Genomic DNA, 22470 nt, shown 5'->3' on the forward strand with positions numbered 1-22470 from the left:
CTCACCCCAGCCCTCTCCCCGCCAGCAGGGAGAGGGAGCGACTGAGCAAGAACAAACCGGTTCGCCGGAGGAAAAAGTATGACACGCGAAAAAATCTATCTCTTCGACACGACGCTCCGCGATGGCCAGCAGACGCCCGGCATCGACTTTTCCGTCGAGGACAAGATTGCCATTGCGACCATGCTGGACGAGTTCGGTCTGGATTATGTCGAGGGCGGTTATCCCGGCGCCAACCCAACCGATACGGCCTTTTTCGAGGAGAAGCGGACGAAATCGGCTGCCTTCGTCGCCTTCGGCATGACCAAACGCGCCGGTATTTCGGCCTCCAACGATCCTGGCCTTGCGAGCCTCTTGCAGGCGAAAGCCGATGCGATCTGTTTCGTGGCGAAGAGCTGGGACTATCATGTCAAGGTCGCGCTCGGCTGCACCAACGAGGAAAACCTCGAAAGCATCGCCGAGAGCGTCAAGGCCGCCATCGGCGCCGGCAAGGAAGCCCTTGTCGACTGCGAGCATTTCTTCGACGGCTACAAGGCCAATCCGACCTATGCGCTTGCCTGTGCCAAGACGGCTTATGATGCCGGCGCCCGTTGGGTGGTGCTTTGCGATACCAATGGAGGCACGCAGCCGCCGGAGATCCGCGCCATCGTCGAGGCCGTCATTGCCTGCGGCGTCCCCGGGCACTGTCTTGGCATCCATGCGCACAACGACACAGGGCAAGCTGTAGCCAATTCGCTGGCCGCCGTCGAGGCCGGTGTGCGGCAGATCCAGGGCACGCTGAACGGCATCGGCGAGCGCTGCGGCAATGCCAATCTGGTAACGTTGATCCCGACGCTGGCGCTGAAACGAGCCTATAGCGAACGCTTCGAAACGACGATCGATGGCGAGCGGCTGCTGGGCTTGACCGGCCTTTCGCATGCCTTTGACGAGCTGCTGAACCGCTCGCCAGACCATCAGGCTCCCTATGTCGGCGCCTCCGCCTTTGCGACCAAGGCCGGCATCCATGCCTCCGCTTTGCTCAAAGACCCGCGCACCTACGAGCATATTCCGCCTGAGACCGTCGGTAATTTCCGCAAGGTCATGGTGTCCGACCAAGGCGGTAAGTCGAACTTTATCAATGCGCTGAAGCGGCGCGGCATCGAGGTCGGCAAGGACGATCCGAAGCTCGACCAGCTGATCCAGATCGTCAAGGAACGGGAAGCCACCGGCTATGCCTATGAAGGCGCGGATGCCAGCTTCGAGCTGCTGGCGCGCCGCACGCTTGGCACCATCCCCGAGTTCTTCGCGATCGACGGCTTCCGTGTCATGGTCGAGCGCCGTTTCGATTCCCACGGCCGGGTGAAAATCGTCTCCGAAGCGGTGGTCAAGATCATCATCGACGGCGAAACCATTATGTCGGTCGCCGAAGGCGACGGCCCTGTCAATGCGCTCGACCTGGCGCTACGCAAGAATTTCGGCAAATACCAGCACGAGATCGACGATCTGGAACTGGCCGACTTCAAAGTGCGTATCCTCAATGGCGGCACGGAAGCCATCACCCGCGTGCTCATCGAATCCACCGACAGCGACGGCGTGCGCTGGTGGACGGTCGGCGTTTCGGAAAACATCATCGACGCCTCGTTCCAGGCGCTGATGGATTCCGTCATCTACAAGCTGATGAAGAACCGGCACATGGCAGGCAGGATTGCGGCGGAGTGATCCGCTGTCTATCAAAAAGCTTGACGATGCCGTCAAGGAAATGAATTAGCCATGCGTTACGCATTGGAGTAATCCCGTCTCAAATAACAAGGAATGACGGGAAAAATCATGACCACCGATGCGGTCAAGCCGGAAATCAAGAACAACGACGCTATCCGCGGCTTCGGCTTCGCGATGACGGCCTACCTCTTCTGGGGCATTCTACCGCTCTACATGAAGGCCCTTGCGCATATCCCGGCTTTCGAGGTGATCGCCCATCGCATCTTCTGGTCGGTTCCGGTTGCCGGCGCCGTCTTGCTGGCACTCGGCCGCATGGGGGACGTGAAGGTGGCGCTGCGCAACCCGCGCACGGTTGCCATGGCCTCGCTGACAGCAACTCTGGTGACCATCAACTGGGGAACCTATGTCTGGGCGATCGGCGCCGGCCATTCGCTTGATGCAGCCCTCGGTTATTTCATCAATCCGCTCTTCAGCATCGCGCTCGGCGCCATCCTGCTCAAGGAAAAGCTGGCGCCCACGCAGATCGTCGCGATCTGCCTTGCAGCCGTGGCCGTGATCATCCTGACCGTAAAAGCCGGCACGCTCCCCTGGGTCGCACTGTCGCTCACCTTCTCCTGGGGCTTCTACGCGTTTTTCCGCAAGACTTTGCCCGTTGGGGCCAATCAGGGTTTCTTCATCGAGGTGCTGCTGCTCTGCATCCCCGCAACGCTCTACATTCTTTACTTGGAAGCGCGCGGCGAAGGCCATTTCTATCAGACCGGCCTCTCGGACACCGCGCTTCTACTCGGATGCGGGCTGGTGACGGCGCTGCCGCTGATGATCTTTGCCAACGGCGCGAAGCTTCTGAGAATGTCGACCATCGGCATCATGCAGTACATCGTACCCACAATGGTCTTCCTGATCGCCGTCTTCCTGTTCAAGGAACCCTTCGGCACGACGCAGATGATCGCCTTCTCGCTGATCTGGGCCGGGCTTGTGCTTTACAGCTGGTCGATGCTCCGTCAGAGCAGAGAGCGTTAAAGCTTAACTTGACGGCTGAGCCGCACACGCATCAACCGCACACCAGGCAGTTTAGCTAGCGGTCGGAGTTGAAGCGTAAGGGGCTTTGCTACCTGTTTCACTGTAGCGCTGCGCGAATTCGATGCACTCGTTCAAGCTATCGCGAAGCCTAATGGCCGTCTCAATATCGAAGTTGATATAGTTTTTGACGTCACCCTCAAGCCCAGCGTAGCTATCAGGCTGCATCTTGACGCCTATCAGAACATCGGATTTGTCGAGTAGTTCCTTGACACGCCACTCGAAAGACGAAGATCTGGATGTTCCGCTTTCCGATCTAGTCGCAAGGATGACATCGCCGCCAACGACGTTAAATGGTTTAACGCCCGATAATAACGCCCTGAAAGCCGGCCACATATTCTATCGCCCATATCCAATCGAGACTGAGCCGCATAATACCTTATTGCCACAACCCAACAAGCGGTCAGGTCTATCCAAAATTACAGCTTGGAAATAACTGCCTCTTCGCCGCTGCGGTCGCCGCGCGTTTCGGCGGCGTGCTTGCGGATGGCCGGAATGATGTCGGCCACCTTGTCGATCAGCAGTGGCTGTACGCGATGGGGAGTGTGAATGAAGCCTTCTTCCGTCATGTGGCGGATGAGCTCCATCATCGGATCCCAGAAACCGTTGATATTGGCAAAGATCATCGGCTTTTCGTGACGGCCGAGCTGACCCCACGTCATGATCTCGACGATCTCCTCCAGCGTGCCGATACCGCCCGGCAGTGCCACGAAGGCATCCGACCGTTCGAACATGCCATGTTTGCGCTCATGCATGTCCGAGGTTATGATCAGCTCATCCAGTTGACCGAGCGAATGGCGCGTCGCTTCCATGTCGACAAGAAATTCCGGAATGATGCCGGTGACCTGACCGCCATGCGAGAGCACGCCGCTTGCGACAGCGCCCATGATGCCCTTGGTTCCACCGCCATAGACCAGGCGCAAACCATTCTCGGCTATGCTTTTGCCCAGCTCCCGGCCTGCGGTCATGTAGCAAGAATCACGCCCCGGCCTGGAGCCGCAATAGACGCAGATGGATCGAATTGGCGTGGAATCGTCGGTCATGGATGCAAACAACAATGCTGCGAATGCTCAGTCAAGATTTTTCGACGGAAAACTTGTGCCCGGGCATGCGAAAATGGCTGAGAAAGCTTGTAAAAGCAGGCGAAATCGCTAGCAATTTCAGGAGTTGCGACGACTGCGCCGCGTGGAGATGAATGATGATGAAGAACCGTGCCGGTTGGCTGGCTCTGTTGGTGCTGATAATTGCGACCATCCTTATGGTCTTTTTCGTAATGCCGCGCATCAACGGCAACAAGAACCCAATCGGCGATGTCGTCAATCAAGCCAGCAACACGGTGAAGAACACCATCGACGAAAATGCGCAGAAGGCTGGCGAGACCGCGAAGACGACGGCCCAGGCAACACAGAATGCTGTGTCCAACGCCGTCAACACGGCCGATCTTGCCAAGAAGCTGACCGATCTGACCGGCGCTGCGGCGACATCGCTCGTCGACCTCAAGGGGTTGTTCAAGGATGGCGCCGCGCCAAGCCAGGATATTGTCGCAGCCGCGAAGACGAAGACGATCACGGCGCTTCAATCGATCGTCGGCTTTGCGCTTCCTGAAGGCATCGACGCGACAACGACCGGCCTCATCAAAAAGGCCCAGGATGGCGCGGGCAAGGCAGTCGCCATCATCCAGTCGCTTCCGGATAACGCCGTTGAAGCCAGCGCCGCGATCGACAGGGCATTGGCGGCTCTGACCGGCCAGCCGGCACCACAGACCGAGGCCGCCGCAAAGTCTCCAGTCCCGTCCTTCGACGTGCTGCGCGTGGAGCCGGACGGTTCCACCGTCATCGCCGGTTCGGCCGAGCCGAACGCCAAGCTTGAGATTGTCGATGGCGAAAAGGTCGTCACCACGACCAATGTCGGGCCCAGTGGCGATTTTGCCGCCGTACTCGACAATCCCCTGCCACCCGGCGACCACGAACTGGTGCTGCGTGCCACGGGCAAGGACGGCAAGGCCGTGAATTCCCAGGAAGTCGCAACCGTTTCCGTGCCGAAGGACGATTCCACACAGCTTCTCGCCATGGTCTCGAAGCCCGGCACCGCCAGCCGCATCATCACGGCGCCCTCGGCCAAGCAGGGTCGCGTGAACACCGCGGAGCAGAATGCACCGGCAGCCAATACCCAGAGCAACACCGCAACGACCCCCGACGCCAAGCCACAGCAGGATGGCACGGCCGTCGCATCGGCCAACCCTGCTGCCGGCACGACGACCCCGCCGCCGGCAAAGACCGACGCTGAGCCCGAAGTCATGGTCAATGCGGTCGAAATCGAAAACGACCATATCTTCGTTGCCGGCACCACGAAGCCGAACGCCAAGGTGCGCGCGTATGCCGACGACAAACTGATCGGCGAAATTGCTGCCGGCGCAGACGGCCATTTCGTCGTCGATGGCGCGATGCCGCTTGCGGTTGGCGACCACAAGATCCGTGTCGACGTGCTTGACGAGGCAGGCAAGGTCGTGGTGCGCACCAGCGTCAACTTCACCCGCCCGGAAGGCAATCAGGTAACCGTTGCCGCACAGACGCCGGCTGCGACCGGCGCCCAGTCGCAATCGACGGCGGCGAACATGGTGCCGCTCGATGAGGGCGAACTCGCCAAGCTGAAGGAAGGCGCCGGCAAGGCTTTCGCGCTGCTGAAGGGTCTGTTCACCGATGGCAAGCAGCCGAATGCGGAACAGCTTGCCGCCGCCCGCTCCGGCACCGAGATCGCGCTGAAATCGCTTTCGGAATTCCGGCCGTCGATCAGCGCCAGCGCCAGCCTGAAAAAGATTGCTTCCGATGCATCGGCCGCCGCCCTCAAGGCGCTTGGCGTATTGCAGGCTCTTCCGAAGGACCCGAAGTCGGTCGGCGATGCGCTGCCCAATCTCGAGCGGATGATCGCCGCCATCACCGCTCCCGCGCAGACAGCGCCAGCACAGCCGAATGCGGAGGTCTCGTCCAGCGAGAACGGCCCGAAGACGCTGGAGCAGGCACCACTTTCGCAGGACACCAGTGCGGTCATCATCCGTCGCGGCGATACGCTGTGGCAGATTTCGCGTCGCATCTATGGCGCCGGCGTGCGCTACACGACGATCTATCTGGCCAACGAGGACAAGATCAACAATCCGGACCGTATCCTGCCGGGACAGGTGTTCGGCCTGCCGAAGGATGCACTGCCCAATGCCGAAGAGCTTCACCGCAAGCGGCTTTCGGGCGAACATCTCTAGGCGGATCGCCGTCACTCGATAACGACATTCATTGGCCGGGCGCCACCAACGCCCGGCCAATGCTTTTATGCGTCATAAAAATAGTATAAGCGTCGCGCGATCCCCATCGCCTTCACGCAGCGGCCATGCCTTTGTGTGTCAGGCCTTTCCAGCCGGACCGACACCACATCGTCACTGTCCGGCTGCCTCAATTATTTCGCCGGAGACGGACATGGCAGACCGCAAGAAGACCATATCGGCGGATTCCAGCAATCCATTGAATACGATCGTCAACCTCTGGCCCTATATGTGGCCCGCCGGTCGCATGGATCTCAAAATGCGCGTCGTCTGGGCGACCGTCTTCCTGCTGATCTCGAAATTCTTCCTGCTGCTGGTCCCGTATTTCTTCAAGTGGTCCGTCGACGCCCTGAACGGCAAGCTCGATATGCAGGGCATCCTGCCTGCCTTCATGGTCGGCGCCATCGCTCTGATCATCGCCACGAACGTCACGCGTCTCATCCAGCTCGGCCTCAACCAGCTCCGGGATGCGCTGTTTGCAAGCGTCGGCCAATATGCCGTTCGCCAGCTCGCCTACCGCACCTTCGTCCACATGCATGAGCTGTCGCTGCGCTTCCATCTGGAGCGCAAGACAGGTGGCCTGTCACGCGTGATCGAGCGCGGCACCAAGGGCATCGAGACGATCGTCCGCTTCACCATCCTCAACACGTTTCCGACCTTCATCGAATTCCTACTGACCGCCATCATCTTCTGGCGCGGCTATGGCTTTTCCTATCTCGCCGTCACGGCCGTCACCGTCTGGCTCTACATCTGGTTCACCGTCAAGGCGAGCGACTGGCGCATTTCCATCCGCCGCACGATGAACGACAGCGACACGGACGCCAATACGAAGGCGATCGACTCGCTGTTGAACTTCGAGACCGTCAAATATTTCGGCAACGAGGAGATGGAGGCCAAGCGCTTCGATCAATCAATGGCGAAGTATGAAAAGGCGGCGACCGGCGTCTGGACATCGCTCGGCTGGCTGAACTTCGGCCAAGGCGTGATCTTCGGGCTGGGCACCACCGTGATGATGGTCATCTCCGGCTGGTCGGTTCTCAATGGGCACCAGACGGTTGGCGATTTCGTTTTCATCAATGCCATGCTGCTGCAGCTCTCCGTGCCACTCAACTTCATCGGCTTCGTCTATCGCGAAATACGCCAGGGGTTGACCGATATCGAAGAGATGTTCGACCTGCTGGAAGTCAGGCCGGAAGTGGTCGATGCGCCCGACGCCAAGGAGCTGGTCATCGGCAATGGCGCCATCTCGTTCAAGGACGTGCAATTCGCCTATGATCCCGCGCGGCCGATCCTGAAGGGCATTTCCTTCGAGGTGCCGGCCGGCAAGACGGTGGCCGTCGTCGGCCCGTCGGGTGCGGGCAAATCGACGCTATCGCGCCTTCTCTATCGCTTCTACGACGTCCAGAGCGGCACGATCACCATCGACGATCAGGACCTGCGCACGGTGACACAGAAGAGCCTGCGCAAGGTCATCGGCATGGTTCCGCAGGATACCGTGCTCTTCAACGACACGATCGCCTACAACATCCGCTACGGCCGACCAGGCGCCAGCAACGAGGATGTGGCGGCGGCGACCGAGATCGCCCAGATCGGCGATTTCATCCGCCTTCTGCCCGAGGGTTTCGACACAAAGGTCGGAGAGCGTGGCCTCAAACTCTCGGGTGGCGAGAAGCAGCGTGTCGCGATCGCCCGCACCGTCCTGAAAGCGCCGCCGGTCCTCATCCTCGACGAAGCGACGTCAGCGCTGGACACCACGACCGAACGCGAAATCCAGGCAGCCCTCGATGTCGTTTCCAAGAACCGCACGACGCTGGTCATCGCCCACCGCCTTTCGACCGTGATCGGCGCCGACGAAATCATCGTGCTGAAAAGCGGCGTGATTGCCGAGCGCGGCACGCATGCAGACCTTCTAGCCCAGAATGGTCTCTATGCCTCCATGTGGAGCCGCCAGCGCGAGGCAACACAGGCCGAGGAGCATCTGAAGCAGGTGCGCGAAAACGACGACCTGGGCGTGGTCAACCGGCTGGCGCCGGCAAGCTGAAGCATGCTGGCATCAAGCATGACCACCGCTGCAAATATGGCACCGAGAGATTGCACACTGCGCTTGTCACGTAGTTGAGACAACAGCTTGATAGGTACGGGTCTCACTAAAAGGGAGCCCCAAATGCGTAATTTCACCAAAGCTTTAACGTTGCTGCTCGTTATCGGCGTTGCCTCGCCGGTTTTCGCTGAGGATGCCAAGCCGTTTGCTGATGCCAAGGAGATCAATCTCCTCAATCTGCTGCCGCCACCGCCTGCCAATGATTCGGCACAGATGAAGGCCGAGCTCGGCGAAATCCTGACGATCCAGGTCACCCGCACCCCGGAAGCGGCCGCACGCGCCGTTGCCGATGCCGAAGAAAACGTCTGGCGCTTCTCCGACGTCATCGACAATCCGAAATTCACCAAGGAAAACCTGCCGAAGTTCTCGGCCTTCTTCGACCGTATCGTCGAGACCGAAGGCGCCGTCGTCGATCCGGCCAAGGATGTCTGGAAGCGTCCGCGTCCGCATCTCTACAGCGATCTCGTCAAGCCGATCGTTCCGCTGTCGAAGTCCGGCTCCTATCCGTCCGGTCATACGACGCTCGGCACGCTGATGGGCATCGTGCTCTCGAACATGGTGCCTGAGAAGCGTCCCGTCATCATGGCTCGCGCCTGGGAGTATGGCCATAACCGCGTCGTCGGCGGCATCCACTATGCATCCGACATCGAAGCTGGCCGCATCGCCGGCACCGTCATCGCCGAAACCATCATGACGCATGACGACTACAAGAGCGAATACGAAGGCGCCAAGGCCGAACTGCGCGCCGCTCTCGGCCTCTGATATCTGCTCCGAAACACCGTTCACAGTTGCAGGCCGCCGGATCGTATCCGGCGGCTTGTCTTTTCAAGGCCCTCCGAGCGTGAAGGGCGAACGCCCTTCCCGCCCAGCAGCATCACGCGTTGCAACCGCTGAACATTATGTGGTTTACGGCCGCATGATTTCGCGCGTATACGCGTGAAACTTTGCGATATTGGAGGTTTGCTGATGACTGATGGCGTAACTTATACGAAAAGCGATCTTGCGCGGCGTATCGCCGAAGTGGCAACCTTGGAGGGCGAGTTCAAGCTTCGCTCGGGCCAGATCTCCAACCGCTATTTCGACAAGTACCGCTTCGAAGGCACGCCGTCATTGTTGAAGCCGCTTGCGCGCGCCATGATTGAACTCCTCCCGGCCGAGACCGAGATCCTTGCCGGTATGGAACTGGGCGGCATCCCGCTTGTGACGGCAATCTCGCTTGAGACCGGCCTCCCAGCAGCGTTTATCCGCAAGGAAGCAAAGACTTACGGGACATGCCGGGCAATCGAGGGCCAGCAACTCGCCGGCCGCAAGGTAACCTTCATCGAGGATGTGATTACGACGGGTGGCGCGGTCAAGGATGCCTATCACCTGGCGCTCGGCGAACAGGCACACATCCTTGCCGTCATCTGCGCCATCTGGCGCGGAGAAGGCGCTCCTGCAATCCAGGGCGTTCCGCAGCTTTCCGTTCTTCCCGTCTTTACGAGAGCGGATTTGGAAAGCGCCAGATAGCGATACGCAGCGAACGAAATTCGGATAGCATGCGGGCAAACGTGGGAGAGCATTGCCCATGACAGCGTTTGCCTGTAGTCACCGTCGACTGGTAATCAGAGCAAGACCGCTTATCTTGTTCTCATCTTTTGACTGGCGCGATGTCGCGCGGCAACCGGGGTTCGGTTCTCGCAAAGGCGCCCTAACGGAGTAGGCTGTAGATGAGCTTGTTGAACAGCGTGCGCAACGTCATCGTTCCGGTGCACAAGGAGGGGTATCCCTTCGTTGCAGGTTTCTTCGTCGCGTCGCTGGTGCTGGGCTGGATCTTCAAGCCGCTCTTCTGGATCGGTCTGATCCTCACGCTCTGGTGCGCCTATTTCTTCCGTGATCCCGAGCGCATGACGCCGCAGGACGACGATCTGGCGATATCGCCTGCGGATGGCAAGGTTTCCGGCGTGCAGATGGTTACGCCGCCGGCCGAACTCAACCTCGGCACAGAACCGATGCTGCGCGTCTCGATCTTCATGAACGTCTTCGACTGCCATGTGAACCGTTCGCCGATGCGCGGCCGCATCACCAATATCGCCTATCGTCAGGGCAGCTTCCTCAATGCGGAACTGGACAAGGCGAGCGAGCAGAACGAGCGCAACGGCCTCGTCATCGAGACCAAGCACGGCGAGATCGGCGTGGTGCAGATTGCCGGTCTCGTCGCCCGTCGCATCCTTTGCTTCGTCAACCCGAACGAGCCGCTGGACGCCGGCGAGCGCATCGGCCTGATCCGCTTCGGCTCGCGTCTCGATGTCTTCCTTCCGGAAGGCGCTTCTCCACGCGTTGCCGTCGGCCAGAGGGCGATTGCCGGCGAAACCGTGATTGCCGAATTCGGCTCCGCCAAGGGTCCGACCGTTAGCCGCCGCAGCTGAGCCTCAGGAAAACGAGTGAAATGAAGACGCCCTTTCCGCCTTTCGAGCCTCATGGACCCAACGACGAAGCCCGCGGGCCGCGCCTCAGGGAAATTCCGTTGCGGCTGATCGTGCCGAACATGATCACCGTGCTGGCCATCTGCGCGGGGTTGACGGGTATCCGCCTTGCTTTCGAAAACCGCTACGAACTTGCGGTCGTCGCGGTGCTGGTCGCGGCTTTCCTCGATGGCGTGGACGGGCGCGTGGCGCGGCTAATGAAAGCGACGTCCAAATTCGGCGCGCAAATGGATTCGCTGGCCGATATCGTCAATTTCGGTGTCGCTCCGGCGCTGGTCGTCTATGTCTTTCTGCTCGACCAGGCTCACTCGCTCGGCTGGATCGCTGCCTTGATTTACGCCATTGCCGCCGCCTTGCGGCTCGCGCGCTTCAACGTCATGGTCGAGCGCGAACACAAGGCCTCCTGGCAATCGGAATATTTTGTCGGCGTTCCCGCGCCTGCCGGCGCCATGCTGGTGCTGCTGCCGGTCTATCTCGGCTTCCTCGGGCTGACACCAGATAAGACTTTCGCTTACTTCGGAGCCGCCTACACGGTGCTCATCGGCTTTCTGCTGGTTAGCCGCCTGCCTGTCTGGTCCGGCAAGACAGAAGGCAATGGTATCCGGCGTGATCTCGTGCTGCCGATCATGCTTGCTCTCGTCGTCTATGTGGCGCTGCTGATGAGCTATACATGGCATGTCATGGTCGTGACCGTCGTCGTCTATCTGCTGTCGCTGCCGCTTGGCGCGCGTTCCTGGGCGAAGAAATACGGCACTTACACCATCAATGGACCAGGCGATCCGGATGTCGACGATTCCAACGACGATATCGGCCGGCATATCTGAGAGGCGCGCAAAGCGCCCGGCGTGAAGGCTCTGAAGGCACCCCTGTTCGCAACCGCAGTCTGTAAGTTTCCCTTAGCAATCAGATGGACCGAGATGGACGCCGTGCCGTAGTGGGCGTGCGCACAGCCGAAGTATTTAACCGAATATTAGCATCTCGTCAGAACGGATTTTACGCGAAGATTCGATGCTAATCTCTCGAAATATGGTCATTGTTTACAAAAGCTGATTGGCCAACGCCTTCGATTTGTCATGATTTACCACGAGATAGCGATGCACGGCAGTGAATCGCGAAATGCTCCGGGGGAGCATGGTGAGGAGTTAATCATGACGCAGAAGAAAGACGAAGAAGCACAACCGCAGGCAAAGATCGATCCGAGCAAGCTGTATCGCCCTCTGGGCCTGAAGGCCGTGCTTGCAGCTCACCTGATGCTGAAGAAGCCGCTGAAGAAGAAAATCGCTTAGGTTCGATAATCGACTGCCTACGTGCCAAGCCCACTTGGCGCAGAGGAATCCCGACGCCGGTCGCCAAATGGCGGCCGCTCAGAGAAGGCTTAATTGGCCATCGTCGGGATCTGTCTTCTTTGGCAATTTCCGCACCGGCTCGACCGCTACCGGCATCTGCAGATCCGGTCCCATGTTGGCAACCTTGTTGACCTTATCCGAAACCGGAATTGCCTCGAAGAAATCCTCCTGAACCGGTGCCATCAGATCCAGGACCTCGCGCGGCTCCTGCGTCTTGCAATCGAGCCAGCGGGCAAAATCCTCCGGCTGGATAACGACCGGCATACGATCATGGATGGGCCGCATGGTGCTGTTCGCGGCGGTCGTCAGGATCGCGCCCGTATCCACCTCAGAGCCGTCGGCCGACGACCAGGTTTCCATCAGCCCGGCAAAGGCAATGACCCCGCCCCTGCGCGGCTTGATCCAATAGGCCTGCGATTTCTCTCCGCTTTCCTTCGACGGCCGATGCCACTCATAAAAGCCGGAGGCGGGAATAAGGATGCGGCGATGGCGCATGGCCGCTCGGAAAGACGCCTTACCGATCGCCGTTTCGGCCCGCGCATTGATCAGAAGCGGAAACTCCTTCGGGTCCTTTACCCAACCAGGCAAAAAACCCCACCGAACCAGGAGAGCGCGGCGATCCGGCAGATTGCTTCCGGGCTGCTGCCTGTCACCTGAGACCACGACAAGGATCGGTTGCGTCGGCGCGATATTGAAGCGCGCGGGAAAATCGTCGCGCAGCAGAACGCCCAACGCCTCGCCCACATAGTCCGCCGTCGATGTCAAAGCAAAGCGTCCGCACATGGGGCTTGTTTTGCACCCGGAAAGCGCCGGGTCAAGCGGAAGCTAGCCGCGCGGGCCGAAGAGGATGAGACCCGCACCGACCAGGCAGATGGCCGCGCCTGAAATATCCCAGCGATCCGGCAAGCGACCCTCCGCCAGCCAGAGCCACAGAACGGAGGCAACGATATAGACGCCGCCATAGGCCGCGAAAGTGCGCCCGGCGGCTTCGCTCGGCACCAATGCCAGCAGCCATGCGAAAAGGGCCAGAGCCACCAGGCCGGGGGCAAGCCACCAGATCGGCTTTGCCAGCCGGAGCCAGGCCCAGAAGGCGAAGCAGCCGGCAATTTCGGCCAGTGCTGCCAGAGCATAAAGTCCGTAGATCATCCCCATGGTCACTCGTGCATGCGGCGCATCCGAATCGTCGCCTATTTCGACAGCGAATTAAGGGGCTTTCCAAGGGGACAGCAAGGGTCGATTCCTGTAGAGATTGGCCGATAATGGCTTAAGCCATTGCCTCCAGTCCTGTCATGCGAATGCGAACCGACCCGATGATGTCTCTTCCCCGCCCCGCCTCCTCCGCCATTCTTGAACGCGACGGCCATTTCCTGCTGGTGCTGCGCAGCAACCCGCCATCGGCCGACATGTACGCCTTTCCAGGCGGCAGGGCCGAAGAAGGCGAAACGCCTGATGAAGCCGCCCTGCGCGAGTTCAAGGAAGAAACCGGCATCACGGCGCGCAACCCTCGCCTGTTCGAAACCTATGATCTGCGTTCGCATGCGGCAGACGGTACGCTGACGAGCCATTTTCTTCTGTCGGTCTTCCTCGTCGATGCCGACAAGGATGCGATAGCGGAGGCTGCCGACGACGCGGCGGCCATCGGCTGGTACTCGCTGGAGGAAATCCGCGCCCTGCCCGTGCCGGCGAGCGTGCTCGAATGTGTCGAAAGGATTGCCGCTGCAGGAACGCAATCCGGTCGCCAAATTAACGATATGGAGCAATAACGGGGTGAAAAGCCGGCCTGACGCCTTGTTCCCGTCATGCTTGTCCGGTCAACTGACGCCATGATTCACAACCGTCTTGGGCAATCGCTTCTGATCTGCATTGGGCTGGCTGCTGCATTTCCAGCGGCGGCGCAGCCTGCGGCGAATGCTCCGCCGGTGCAGGCGCCCGACAATGCGGACGTCGAACGGCCCACGCCCTATGACGAGCAGCTTTCCCGCCTTGCCGAAATTCTCGGCTCGATCGATTATTTGCGCAATCTATGCAGTGCCACACGAGAAGACGGATGGCGCGGCGACATGCAGCAATTGCTCGATACCGAGACGAAGGGCGAGCAGAAACGGAAGGAGAGGCTGACGGCCTCATTCAACCGTGGGTATAGGTCATTCGCATCGGTTTACGCCAATTGCACACCGCAGGCCCTCGTTGCCGAGGAGCGATACCGTAACGAAGGTGCAACACTGGCCACAGAAATCACCGCGCGTTTTGGAAATTAACGTTTTATTAACCCCTTTTCGTACCGAGCCGTGTCGTTTTAGGAAAAGGCTGATAAAGTTATTAAGCAAGTGGTAAGGACATGAACGTCTCGAGGAAAGAATCAATGGAAACCAGCCTGAATGAAATCGACGATATGATCGTCCATGAAAAGATGCAGGCAGCGCTGGAATACCAGAATGAAGCTTGGGCCGACGGCATGGCAGACGGTATCGAACCGGAAATTATTGCCGATGCTGCCATTGCTCACGCGATTCGCGAGACAATTCGCAATCAGGGCGAACAGGGCGCGGAAGCCTTGCTCGAATCGCTTCGCGAACGCATGCTCGCTGGCGAGTTCTCTCCGAACCGTACCCTGCAATAACAATCAGAGATTGCTGATGCGTATCTTTCCGGGCAATGAGTTCCGCTGTTCCATTGCCTCGCTTGCCGCTGCCACCCTGTTCTTGAGCGGCGCCGCCCTGCCGTTACCGGCCCTGGCCTTCTCCCAGCTCAATCCGCCGGCTACATTGCCGAAAGCAGCCGGCACGCCTGGCCAGCAAAAGAACGACAAGCCGATCGAGCAGGCGCTTGAAGCACCGTCGAACAGCCTGCCGATGCCGGATCCGCTGGTGAACAAACAGGCAGGCCAGAGCAGTAGCGACACATCGAACTCAAGCAAGTCCGTCGAGTTTCTGTTCGATATCGACAAGGCGCCCGAGCCGGTGAAAAAGCTCCGCGCGGCGATCGTCGAGGCCGCCGCTTCCGGCGATCTCGAGCGCCTGCGGCCACTGATGAATGTCGGTGCCGGCCTCAAGCAGACCCAGGTCACTGCCGACGACCCCGGCGAAGATCCGATCAAAACTTTGCACGATCTTTCGGGCGATCCCGATGGCATCGAGATCATGTCGATCCTTCTCGATATCATGTCGACCGGCTTCGCCCATGTCGGCCAGGGTACGCCCGACGAAATCTATATCTGGCCCTACTTCGCACAGAAGGACATCAAGACACTCTCCACGCCAGAGAAGGTCGACCTGATGCGCATTGTGACAGCGGGCGATTACGCCGACATGCTGGAATTCGGCGGCTATAATTTCTATCGCGTCGGCATCACGCCGGACGGCCGCTGGAAATTCTTTACCTCGGGCGAATGATCCAGTCTGGGAACTTGCGGTTCCCGGCCGAAGGCCCTACCTCTGAGGCATAGGCCAAATCAGCGGATTCACCATGCCAGCCGTATTCCTGAAAGAGCGTTCCTTCATCCACGTCACCGGCGCGGAAGCGGAAGCTTTTCTGCACAATCTCATCACCACCGATCTCGTCTCGCTCGGCGCGGATGAGGTGCGCCCCGGCGCGTTGCTGACGCCTCAGGGCAAGATCCTGTTCGACTTCATGATCCGACGTGACGGTGCCGGCTTTCTCATCGAAACCGACACAGCTCAGCAGGAAGGCCTGCTGAAACGGCTCACCATGTATCGACTGCGCGCCAAGGTCGAGTTCACCGCCACGGAGGCCGAAGGTGTCACGGTTGCCTGGGCCGATGAAGCCGGCGAAGGTCCAAAGGACAGCCGTTTTCTCAAGGCAGGTGTAGCGCTGACGCGTGTGGCGGGCCAACATGGGCACGATTCTGAGGCGCTTTACGACGCGCTGCGCATCGCCAATGGCATCGCCGTTTCCGGCCGTGATTTTCCGCTGCAGGATGCGTTTCCGCACGATGTGCTGATGGATCTGAACGGCGGCCTGGGCTTTCGCAAGGGGTGCTATATCGGCCAGGAAGTCGTTTCCCGCATGCACCACCGCGGCACGGCGCGCAGACGTGTCGTCACCGTCAGCGGTAGTGCGGATCTTCCCTCATCCGGAACCGACCTCACCGCCGGCGGCAAGCCGATGGGATCGCTGGGCTCGGTGGTGGGCAGCAAGGGCCTTGCTATTATCCGCATCGACCGCGCTGGCGAAGCGATTGCCGCAGGTACACCGATCCTCGCGGGTGACGTCGAAGTGACAGTGTCGCTGCCCGCATGGTCGGGCCTCTCCTTCCCGGCCTCGGCCGACGAGGCTTCGGCATGACATCCGGCAAAGCTCCGCGCGCCTGGCAACGCATGCTCTCCGGGCGCCGGCTCGATCTGCTTGATCCTTCGCCTCTCGACGTCGAAATCAGCGATATCGCCCACGGGCTTGCCCGCGTCGCGCGCTGGAATGGCCAAACCTCAGGCGACCACGCCTTCTCTGTCGCGCAGCACAGTCTGGTCGTGGAGGCGATCTTTCGCCATCTCAATCCGGCGACACCAGACGAATTGCTGGCGGCACTGCTGCATGATGCGCCGGAATATGTCATCGGCGACATGATCTCGCCGTTCAAATCCGTGGTTGGAGGCGACTACAAGGAGGTGGAGAAACGGCTCGAGGCGGCGATCTATCGACGCTTTGCCCTGCCGCCGCATTGCGCGCCGCAGCTGAAGGAAAAGATTAAGAAGGCAGATACGGTCTCAGCCTATTTCGAAGCGACGCTGCTTGCCGGATTCACACCGGAGGAAGCGCGCAAGTTCTTTGGTCAACCCCGCGATATTACCCGCGAGATGCTACCGATCGAGCCCATGCCGGCGATCGAGGCGCAGCGGCTGTTCCTTCGGCGTTTCGAGGAGATCGAGGCGGACCGTGCGGCGGTGAGGACGGAAGCGTGACAACGATCATCGTGTCACCTCTGGCGCGCATAGCCGAAATGGCCGTTCGCCACAAGGCCCGCGAGATGATCAGCCTGATGGCCAAGGAGCAGACCTTTCATCGGCCTGCCGTCATCAGAGCGGATCGCCATCTGCTGCTCAACATGAACGATATCAGCTTCGCGGGCACGGGTGATCTCGTCGCCCCGCAGGAGGCGCATGTCCATGCCATTATCAACTTTGCGAGGGAATGGGACCGGACGTTGCCTTTGCTGATCCATTGCTGGATGGGTGTTTCGCGATCGCCGGCTGCGGCACTGATCGCTGCTCTTGCCGTCCAACCGGAGCAGGATGATCTGACGCTCGCGCGTCGCCTACGCTCGGCTTCTCCCTTCGCAACGCCAAATGCAAGGCTAGTCTCGATCGGCGATCAGATGCTTGGCCGCGGAGGCCGGCTGGTTGCTGCAGTCAAGGAGATAGGGCGCGGTGCGGATGCCGACGGCAATGCACCGTTCGTGCTGCCATTGGCGGCTCCTAACGATCATCCATGAAAACGGAGACCGCATTCCCGCAGCCTCCGTCCATGTTACGACAATCCACCACCTGGAGATTAGGCAGCGACGCCACTCGCCTGGTCAGGATCGTACTGACCATAGGTATTCTGATAAAGGCTCGTCGGGTTTTGCATCTGGCTAAGGAAGGCGTCCATCGCGGCGTCTTCGGCAGCCGTTACCGAGTTTGTGTCGGTGCTGCTGCTCGATGCCGGCTCCAATGACAGCATATCGGCGGCGGAAGCGTCCGAGGATTTAAGCGCATCGAGACCTTCGGCGAACTGATCCTTGGTCAGTGAACCGGAACCCTGCGCATCAATGCTCTGGAACAGGTTCTCGGCATCGCTTTCGCTCATATCCTTGGGTCGGCCCGCAACGAACTCCGTCTCCGAGACCTTGCCATCCTGATTGCTATCGAGGCTGGCAAACAGCTGGTCCATGGGCGATTGGTCCGAGGAGCCATCGGTTGACGTCGACGAGCCGGATTGGCCGGCGCTGCCCTGCTGCATTTGCAGCAGCATCGACGCCAGATTGCCGGAGAAGACATCAGTGGCGCTTGGATCGCTGCTGCTGTCGCTATCCTCGTCGTTGAGGATACTTGCCGACAGAAGGCCCGATTGTGCAGCCTCCTGCAATTCCTGGGCATCCACAACGCCGTCCTGGTTCTTATCAAGGGGACTGTACGAGGCAGCCGTCATGCTGCTTCCAATTGAAGAAACGCCACTCATCCAAATCTCCTAAGCAAACGCCATCGGCGTGTTCGACTGCCCCCCGGCACGCTTAGTCAACTGAAGGCAGAATAGGTCGATTTGGCCACGCGATTAAAGATAGGTGTTAATTCATCATTAACCATAATTGACAGCCACCGAATCATATTAGCGGTGGGCACAGACCTAGCGGAGACAACCCCCGCTAGGCATATGCGGGGTCGAGAGTGCGAATCACCCTTGCCGGCTCACCTATTGGATGACCGCGCATGCCAGGCGCTTGCCGGCGCCTCCCACAGGCTGGCTACGGTAGTCATCCGACTCCGCATGGATCATCAGCGTGCGGCCGCGAATGCCGTTCTTGCCATTGAGCGACACCATGCCGTTGAACACCTGGGCCTGTAATTTGCCGTCCTGATCGACATGCTGATTGGGCATGTCGCCCGCATGCGGGCCGTTTGCCGCGAGGAAACCGTGGTCGGCTTTCGTGGGATTGAAATGGCCGCCGGCGGATTCGAATCCGTGCGTATGGTCGCAATTGCTATTTTCGTGAATATGGAAAGCAACCCAGCGATTGGTCGGCAGGCCGGAGACCTCCATCTCGATCAGCACACCCGCCTTGCCCTCGGTCAGCGTCGCCCGGCCGGCGGCTTGCCATCAAGCCCGACAAAATCGGCCGTCGCCGTATTCTGACCTTGCGCGGCCGCCGGCATGGCCGCGGCCAGAGCCAGAATTGCCGCCATCATCATTGTCCGTTTCATGAAACGGTCCTCCCTCGTTGCGTTGATATTGTCCAACGCATTTCAGGCAGGAGTGTTCCGAAGGCTGGAAAATGATTTGCATCAAACAGATAAGGCGGCCCGCCGTTATCCGGCAAGCCGCCAACATGATCAATCGAAATCGCCTATTTCAGGCTGCGATGCTATTCACGTCGTATTGGCCGTAGGTGCTGTTATAGGCATCCAGTGGCGACAGCAGATCCATATCGAACGCCACATTGGATTGCGGCACTTTGGCGCTGAATGCGGTTTCGGCACTCGGCAGCTGCATAAGCTTGGCCATCAGACTGCCCAGGGCACTACCGGAGCTATTATTGCCATTGCCGCCGTCATTCTCCTCGAGAATTCCAGGGCGTTCGCTGGCTTCGCGTTCCTCACGGCTGAGAACGCCGTCGCCATTGGCATCGAGGCGCGAGAGCGTGCCGCGATACGGATAAGAGCTGTTGGATGTGGAAGATACATGGGACATACAAACCTCCTGTGGTAGGAGCCGCCTCATGCGACGTCGTTTGCACGCAATACATTCGGGGTTAAACTATGAGTTCCTGATAAGCTGCTTCGCGCCAGCGGTAAAGACAAATTGTTAATGATCATTAACCATAGTTTTCAAGTAGTAAATCGGAATCACCTAATATTTCCTCACTACGGCACGAATTGGTTCACCTGACATAATCCACTGGAATCATAGGCAAATTTGATTATCTGCGCTTACCGGGCAGCCCGTTTGGTATATTGTGCGGCGGATTGCCCAGGGAGAGGACATGATGGAACTGTTGCCGCTCATCGTCGTGATCGTCGGTATTTTCGTATTGCGAGGATACAACCTGCGGATAAAGCGACTGGAAAGCAGCATTCAGGAGCTGCAGAATGCCCTCGCCGGCAAGCTCCAGACGGCAGGCGCAAGCGAACCAGCCCTGATGACTGATTCGGGAACAGACGCCGCAGAGCAACCGTCAGCCGACGAAGAGGCCCTGGTAGCCGAAGCGGCAATGGAAGCCCCTGCAACGGTTGAAACCGAAGAGCCTTCGATCGCCGCACGCGACATTGCCGACACAATGACGGACGGCGGTTCGAGCCACACCGCGCCGGAAGCGATACACCCACGCGAGAGCCTGGAAAGCACGATCGGCGCACGCTGGGCAGTCTGGGTCGGCGGCATCGCGCTCGCTCTTGGCGGCATTTTCATGGTCAAGTATTCGATCGAGAGCGGATTGCTGAGCCCGGGCGTCCGTCTGGTGCTCGCAGCGATCTTCGGCCTGATCCTGGTCGCGGCTGGCGAAGTCATCCGCCGCCGCTCCGCGCCTGTGCTGGGCAATGCTTTCCAGAACGCGATGATCCCCGGCGTGCTGACGGCCGCAGGTGTGGTGGCGCTGTTCGGCTCGACCTATGCTGCTCATGGCATCTATGGCTTCATCGGGCCGGCAACGGCTTTCATTTTGCTTGCGTTGATCTCGCTTGCCACCGTCGCGTTGTCGTTGCTGCATGGGCAGGCGCTCGCCGCCTCGGCTTGCTTGCCTCAATGGTCACCCCTGCCCTGGTTGGGCCGGCGGCGCCTCGGCCCTGGGTCCTGTTCGGCTACCTCGTTCTGACCTGGCTGGCGACCCTGCTGGCATCTCGGCTGCGCCGTTGGCACATTGCGCCCTCGCTCGCCAACGTGCTGCTCAGCCTTTGGCCATTGCTGTACATTACCTACAGTCAGGTTGTAGATTTCACGCCTATAACGCTTTCGATGCTGGCCATGATCGGCGGCACCATCTTTATTTGGCCCGGGCGATATCAGGAGGCCGCAACCACCGGAATTAGCGGCGCGTCGGAGGATGATCCATCGCAGCCCAGAGCCTCCGTCGCTTGGGGCGCGTTCCTGACCCGCACACCGCTCGGAATGACGCTCACGGCAACAATCGGCGCCCTTGTCGTGGCGCTCTGCTTGCTGACCTATAGTCTCCAATTTGGATATCCCATGGTGGAGGCCATCTACATGTTCGCGGCGATCGTCGCGCAGTCGCAGCCTTCGGCGCCGGCCGTCTTTATTCCGCCTGGGCAGCAATCTTCTCGGCCATCATCGCAGTCTTCGGCATATACGGCGTCCTGACGAATTGGATCGCCGGCGCCGAAACTGTTGGCGCCGATGCCATCTCGACCATCCAGAACATGGTGCTTTATGAAGCGCTCGGCCTCGGAGCCATCTTCGTGCTGATCGGCGGCTTCTTCCTCAAGCGATTCGCAGAGGAGGAAAAGCCCTTTGCCGCACTCTGGAGCCTCATCATGGTTGCGACGCCGTTGACGATCGCCACGACCAGCTTCGTCAACTATGGCAACTGGATGCTCGACTGGCTCCACGGTCTCTACGGCATTGGTCTAGCGATTGTGCTGCTGGCATATGCCGAATGGCAATACCGCCGCTCGGGCGACCGGCTGAACCTATCGACCAACATCCTCGCCGCCGGCTCCTTTGCCGCCATGATCTTTACCTTGCACACGCTCGCGCATCATGCGGTGCCCACCATACTGCTGCCGGTTCTCGGCATTGCCTATCTTCTGGCGGCGCGCGTGCGCGACTGGCCGGTCCTTCCCTGGACCATGGTCGCAGCCTTGATCATCACCATGGGGCGCATTGCCTGGCAACCAACCATCGTCGACCCGGGCGAGCTCGGCACGACGCCGGTCTTCAACATGTTGCTCGCGGGCTACGGCATTCCCGCCGCGTTGGCCGCCTGGGCGGCCTTCATGGTTCGCGGCACTGCGGATATCCGGCTGCGCAGTGCGCTGCAGGCATTGGCTTCCTTCCTCGTATTGCTGACGATCGCCATTCTGGTGCGCCATGCGATGAATGGCGGCGTGCTGAATGATGCCGTGCCGACGCTCGGAGAACAGTCGATCTACACCCTGCTGGCGATCGGCGCCTCCGCGACGCTGATGGCGCTCGATCTCAGTTCGGCGAGCCCGGTGTTCCGCTATGGCAGCATGGCCCTCGGCACCCTCTCCGTCGTCCTGATCCTGACAACGCATCTGTTGGGATTGAACCCGTTCATCACGGGCGAAAGCACGGGCCGCATCCCGGTGTTCAACCTGCTATTGCTGGGTTATCTGCTGCCCGCCGCCGCCTATGGGGGATTGGCGCTCTTCGCACGCAATCGGCGGCCACTTCCCTATGTCAGCATGCTGGCCATCGCCGGAGCCGTGATGGCCTTTGCCTGGGCGACCTTGTCGGTTCGCCGCGTCTGGCAGGGAGAATATATTCCCTTCTGGAATGGCTTCATCCAGGGCGAGCTCTATTCCTATTCGCTCGTGTGGCTGCTGATCGGCATCGCACTCCTCGGGCTTGGTACTCGTTTCGAGGCGCGCAGCCTGCGCATTGCCTCGGCAGTGCTCGTCTCGATCGCTGTCCTCAAGGCTTTCCTCATCGACATGGCCAACCTCGAGGGCTTCCTGCGCGCGCTGTCCTTCATTGGCCTTGGCGCTGTGCTGATCGGCATTGGCCTGTTCTATCAGAAGATCCTGACGCGCAAGAAAACGGCGGGATGATTGCGGCGAATCCCTG

General features: G+C 59.8%; 21 protein-coding genes and 2 pseudogenes. 17 read left to right on the forward strand and 6 right to left on the reverse strand.

Annotated elements, in window-relative coordinates; all coding sequences use genetic code 11:
• The first annotated feature begins 78 nt into the window (after positions 1-78).
• Both cimA and rarD read left to right on the forward strand, forming a co-directional pair.
• A complete protein-coding gene (gene cimA / locus BSK43_RS24395; RefSeq protein ID WP_077469995.1) occupies positions 79-1695 on the forward strand; it encodes a citramalate synthase in 1617 nt (538 codons plus the stop codon).
• 108 nt (positions 1696-1803) lie between these two features.
• Complete coding sequence (rarD, locus tag BSK43_RS24400) at positions 1804-2715, forward strand: EamA family transporter RarD (protein ID WP_077469994.1); 912 nt, start codon at positions 1804-1806, stop codon at positions 2713-2715.
• Between the two features lie 476 nt (positions 2716-3191).
• Here the strand turns inward: rarD and BSK43_RS24405 are convergent, their stop codons facing one another.
• Positions 3192-3815: a TIGR00730 family Rossman fold protein gene (locus BSK43_RS24405; RefSeq protein WP_077470141.1), complete on the reverse strand. Its 624-nt coding sequence runs from the start codon at positions 3813-3815 to the stop codon at positions 3192-3194.
• A 155-nt stretch (positions 3816-3970) separates the two neighbouring features.
• Here BSK43_RS24405 and BSK43_RS24410 point away from each other — a divergent pair, with 155 nt between their 5' ends.
• From BSK43_RS24410 to BSK43_RS35195, 7 genes are all read left to right on the forward strand, one after another.
• A complete protein-coding gene (locus tag BSK43_RS24410) occupies positions 3971-6025 on the forward strand; it encodes a LysM peptidoglycan-binding domain-containing protein (protein ID WP_077469993.1) in 2055 nt (684 codons plus the stop codon).
• A gap of 211 nt (positions 6026-6236) precedes the next feature.
• A complete protein-coding gene (locus BSK43_RS24415) occupies positions 6237-8123 on the forward strand; it encodes an ABC transporter ATP-binding protein/permease (protein ID WP_077469992.1) in 1887 nt (628 codons plus the stop codon).
• A 123-nt stretch (positions 8124-8246) separates the two neighbouring features.
• On the forward strand, positions 8247-8945 hold the full coding sequence (locus tag BSK43_RS24420; RefSeq protein ID WP_068385613.1) for a phosphatase PAP2 family protein: 699 nt from the start codon (positions 8247-8249) through the stop codon (positions 8943-8945).
• A 204-nt stretch (positions 8946-9149) separates the two neighbouring features.
• Positions 9150-9692 (forward strand): orotate phosphoribosyltransferase, encoded by a 543-nt coding sequence (pyrE, locus tag BSK43_RS24425; RefSeq protein WP_136687216.1) that lies wholly within the window; start codon positions 9150-9152, stop codon positions 9690-9692.
• A 200-nt stretch (positions 9693-9892) separates the two neighbouring features.
• A complete protein-coding gene (locus BSK43_RS24430; RefSeq protein WP_077469991.1) occupies positions 9893-10591 on the forward strand; it encodes a phosphatidylserine decarboxylase in 699 nt (232 codons plus the stop codon).
• Positions 10592-10611: 20 nt separating this feature from the next.
• Positions 10612-11472: a CDP-diacylglycerol--serine O-phosphatidyltransferase gene (gene pssA / locus BSK43_RS24435; protein WP_077469990.1), complete on the forward strand. Its 861-nt coding sequence runs from the start codon at positions 10612-10614 to the stop codon at positions 11470-11472.
• Between the two features lie 324 nt (positions 11473-11796).
• Positions 11797-11934 carry a hypothetical protein gene (locus BSK43_RS35195; protein WP_169055450.1) on the forward strand — a complete coding sequence of 46 codons (138 nt, stop codon included), beginning with the start codon at positions 11797-11799 and terminating at the stop codon, positions 11932-11934.
• Between the two features lie 78 nt (positions 11935-12012).
• Here the strand turns inward: BSK43_RS35195 and BSK43_RS24440 are convergent, their stop codons facing one another.
• Both BSK43_RS24440 and BSK43_RS24445 read right to left on the reverse strand, forming a co-directional pair.
• Positions 12013-12777 carry an SOS response-associated peptidase gene (locus tag BSK43_RS24440; RefSeq protein ID WP_077469989.1) on the reverse strand — a complete coding sequence of 255 codons (765 nt, stop codon included), beginning with the start codon at positions 12775-12777 and terminating at the stop codon, positions 12013-12015.
• Positions 12778-12819: 42 nt separating this feature from the next.
• Positions 12820-13140 carry a YnfA family protein gene (locus BSK43_RS24445; RefSeq protein ID WP_077470139.1) on the reverse strand — a complete coding sequence of 107 codons (321 nt, stop codon included), beginning with the start codon at positions 13138-13140 and terminating at the stop codon, positions 12820-12822.
• A gap of 164 nt (positions 13141-13304) precedes the next feature.
• Here BSK43_RS24445 and BSK43_RS24450 point away from each other — a divergent pair, with 164 nt between their 5' ends.
• The 7 genes from BSK43_RS24450 to BSK43_RS24480 all read left to right on the forward strand — a co-directional run bounded on the left by BSK43_RS24450 (position 13305) and on the right by BSK43_RS24480 (position 17443).
• A complete protein-coding gene (locus BSK43_RS24450) occupies positions 13305-13757 on the forward strand; it encodes an NUDIX domain-containing protein (RefSeq protein WP_077469988.1) in 453 nt (150 codons plus the stop codon).
• 60 nt (positions 13758-13817) lie between these two features.
• Positions 13818-14252, forward strand: a complete 435-nt coding sequence (locus BSK43_RS24455; protein ID WP_077470138.1) for a TIGR02301 family protein — start codon at positions 13818-13820, stop codon at positions 14250-14252.
• Between the two features lie 104 nt (positions 14253-14356).
• The gene (locus BSK43_RS24460; RefSeq protein ID WP_068385602.1) at positions 14357-14614 is read left to right on the forward strand and encodes a hypothetical protein; all 258 of its coding nucleotides are present in this window, start codon (positions 14357-14359) and stop codon (positions 14612-14614) included.
• A 16-nt stretch (positions 14615-14630) separates the two neighbouring features.
• Positions 14631-15386 (forward strand): hypothetical protein, encoded by a 756-nt coding sequence (locus tag BSK43_RS24465; RefSeq protein WP_077469987.1) that lies wholly within the window; start codon positions 14631-14633, stop codon positions 15384-15386.
• A 73-nt stretch (positions 15387-15459) separates the two neighbouring features.
• Positions 15460-16299, forward strand: coding sequence for a folate-binding protein YgfZ (locus tag BSK43_RS24470; protein ID WP_077469986.1), 840 nt, complete (start codon positions 15460-15462; stop codon positions 16297-16299).
• Positions 16296-16913, forward strand: a complete 618-nt coding sequence (locus tag BSK43_RS24475; RefSeq protein WP_077469985.1) for an HD family hydrolase — start codon at positions 16296-16298, stop codon at positions 16911-16913. The genes BSK43_RS24470 and BSK43_RS24475 overlap by 4 nt, the downstream gene beginning before the upstream one ends.
• Positions 16910-17443, forward strand: coding sequence for a tyrosine phosphatase family protein (locus BSK43_RS24480; protein ID WP_077469984.1), 534 nt, complete (start codon positions 16910-16912; stop codon positions 17441-17443). Before BSK43_RS24475 ends, BSK43_RS24480 begins: the two co-directional genes overlap by 4 nt.
• 59 nt (positions 17444-17502) lie before the next feature.
• Here BSK43_RS24480 and BSK43_RS24485 read toward each other — a convergent pair whose 3' ends face one another.
• The 3 genes and pseudogenes from BSK43_RS24485 to BSK43_RS24495 form a co-directional block, all read right to left on the reverse strand.
• A complete protein-coding gene (locus tag BSK43_RS24485) occupies positions 17503-18141 on the reverse strand; it encodes an EF-hand domain-containing protein (RefSeq protein WP_246662665.1) in 639 nt (212 codons plus the stop codon).
• A 261-nt stretch (positions 18142-18402) separates the two neighbouring features.
• Positions 18403-18911, reverse strand: a pseudogene (locus tag BSK43_RS24490) (superoxide dismutase family protein).
• 148 nt (positions 18912-19059) lie between these two features.
• On the reverse strand, positions 19060-19398 hold the full coding sequence (locus BSK43_RS24495) for a hypothetical protein (RefSeq protein WP_077469982.1): 339 nt from the start codon (positions 19396-19398) through the stop codon (positions 19060-19062).
• Positions 19399-19693: 295 nt separating this feature from the next.
• Here BSK43_RS24495 and BSK43_RS24500 point away from each other — a divergent pair.
• Positions 19694-22454 (forward strand): annotated as a pseudogene (locus BSK43_RS24500) (DUF2339 domain-containing protein).
• The last annotated feature ends 16 nt before the right edge of the window (positions 22455-22470 follow it).

The sequence above is a fragment of the Rhizobium sp. P44RR-XXIV genome, assembly GCF_001999485.2.
Classification (GTDB): Bacteria; Pseudomonadota; Alphaproteobacteria; order Rhizobiales; family Rhizobiaceae; genus Rhizobium.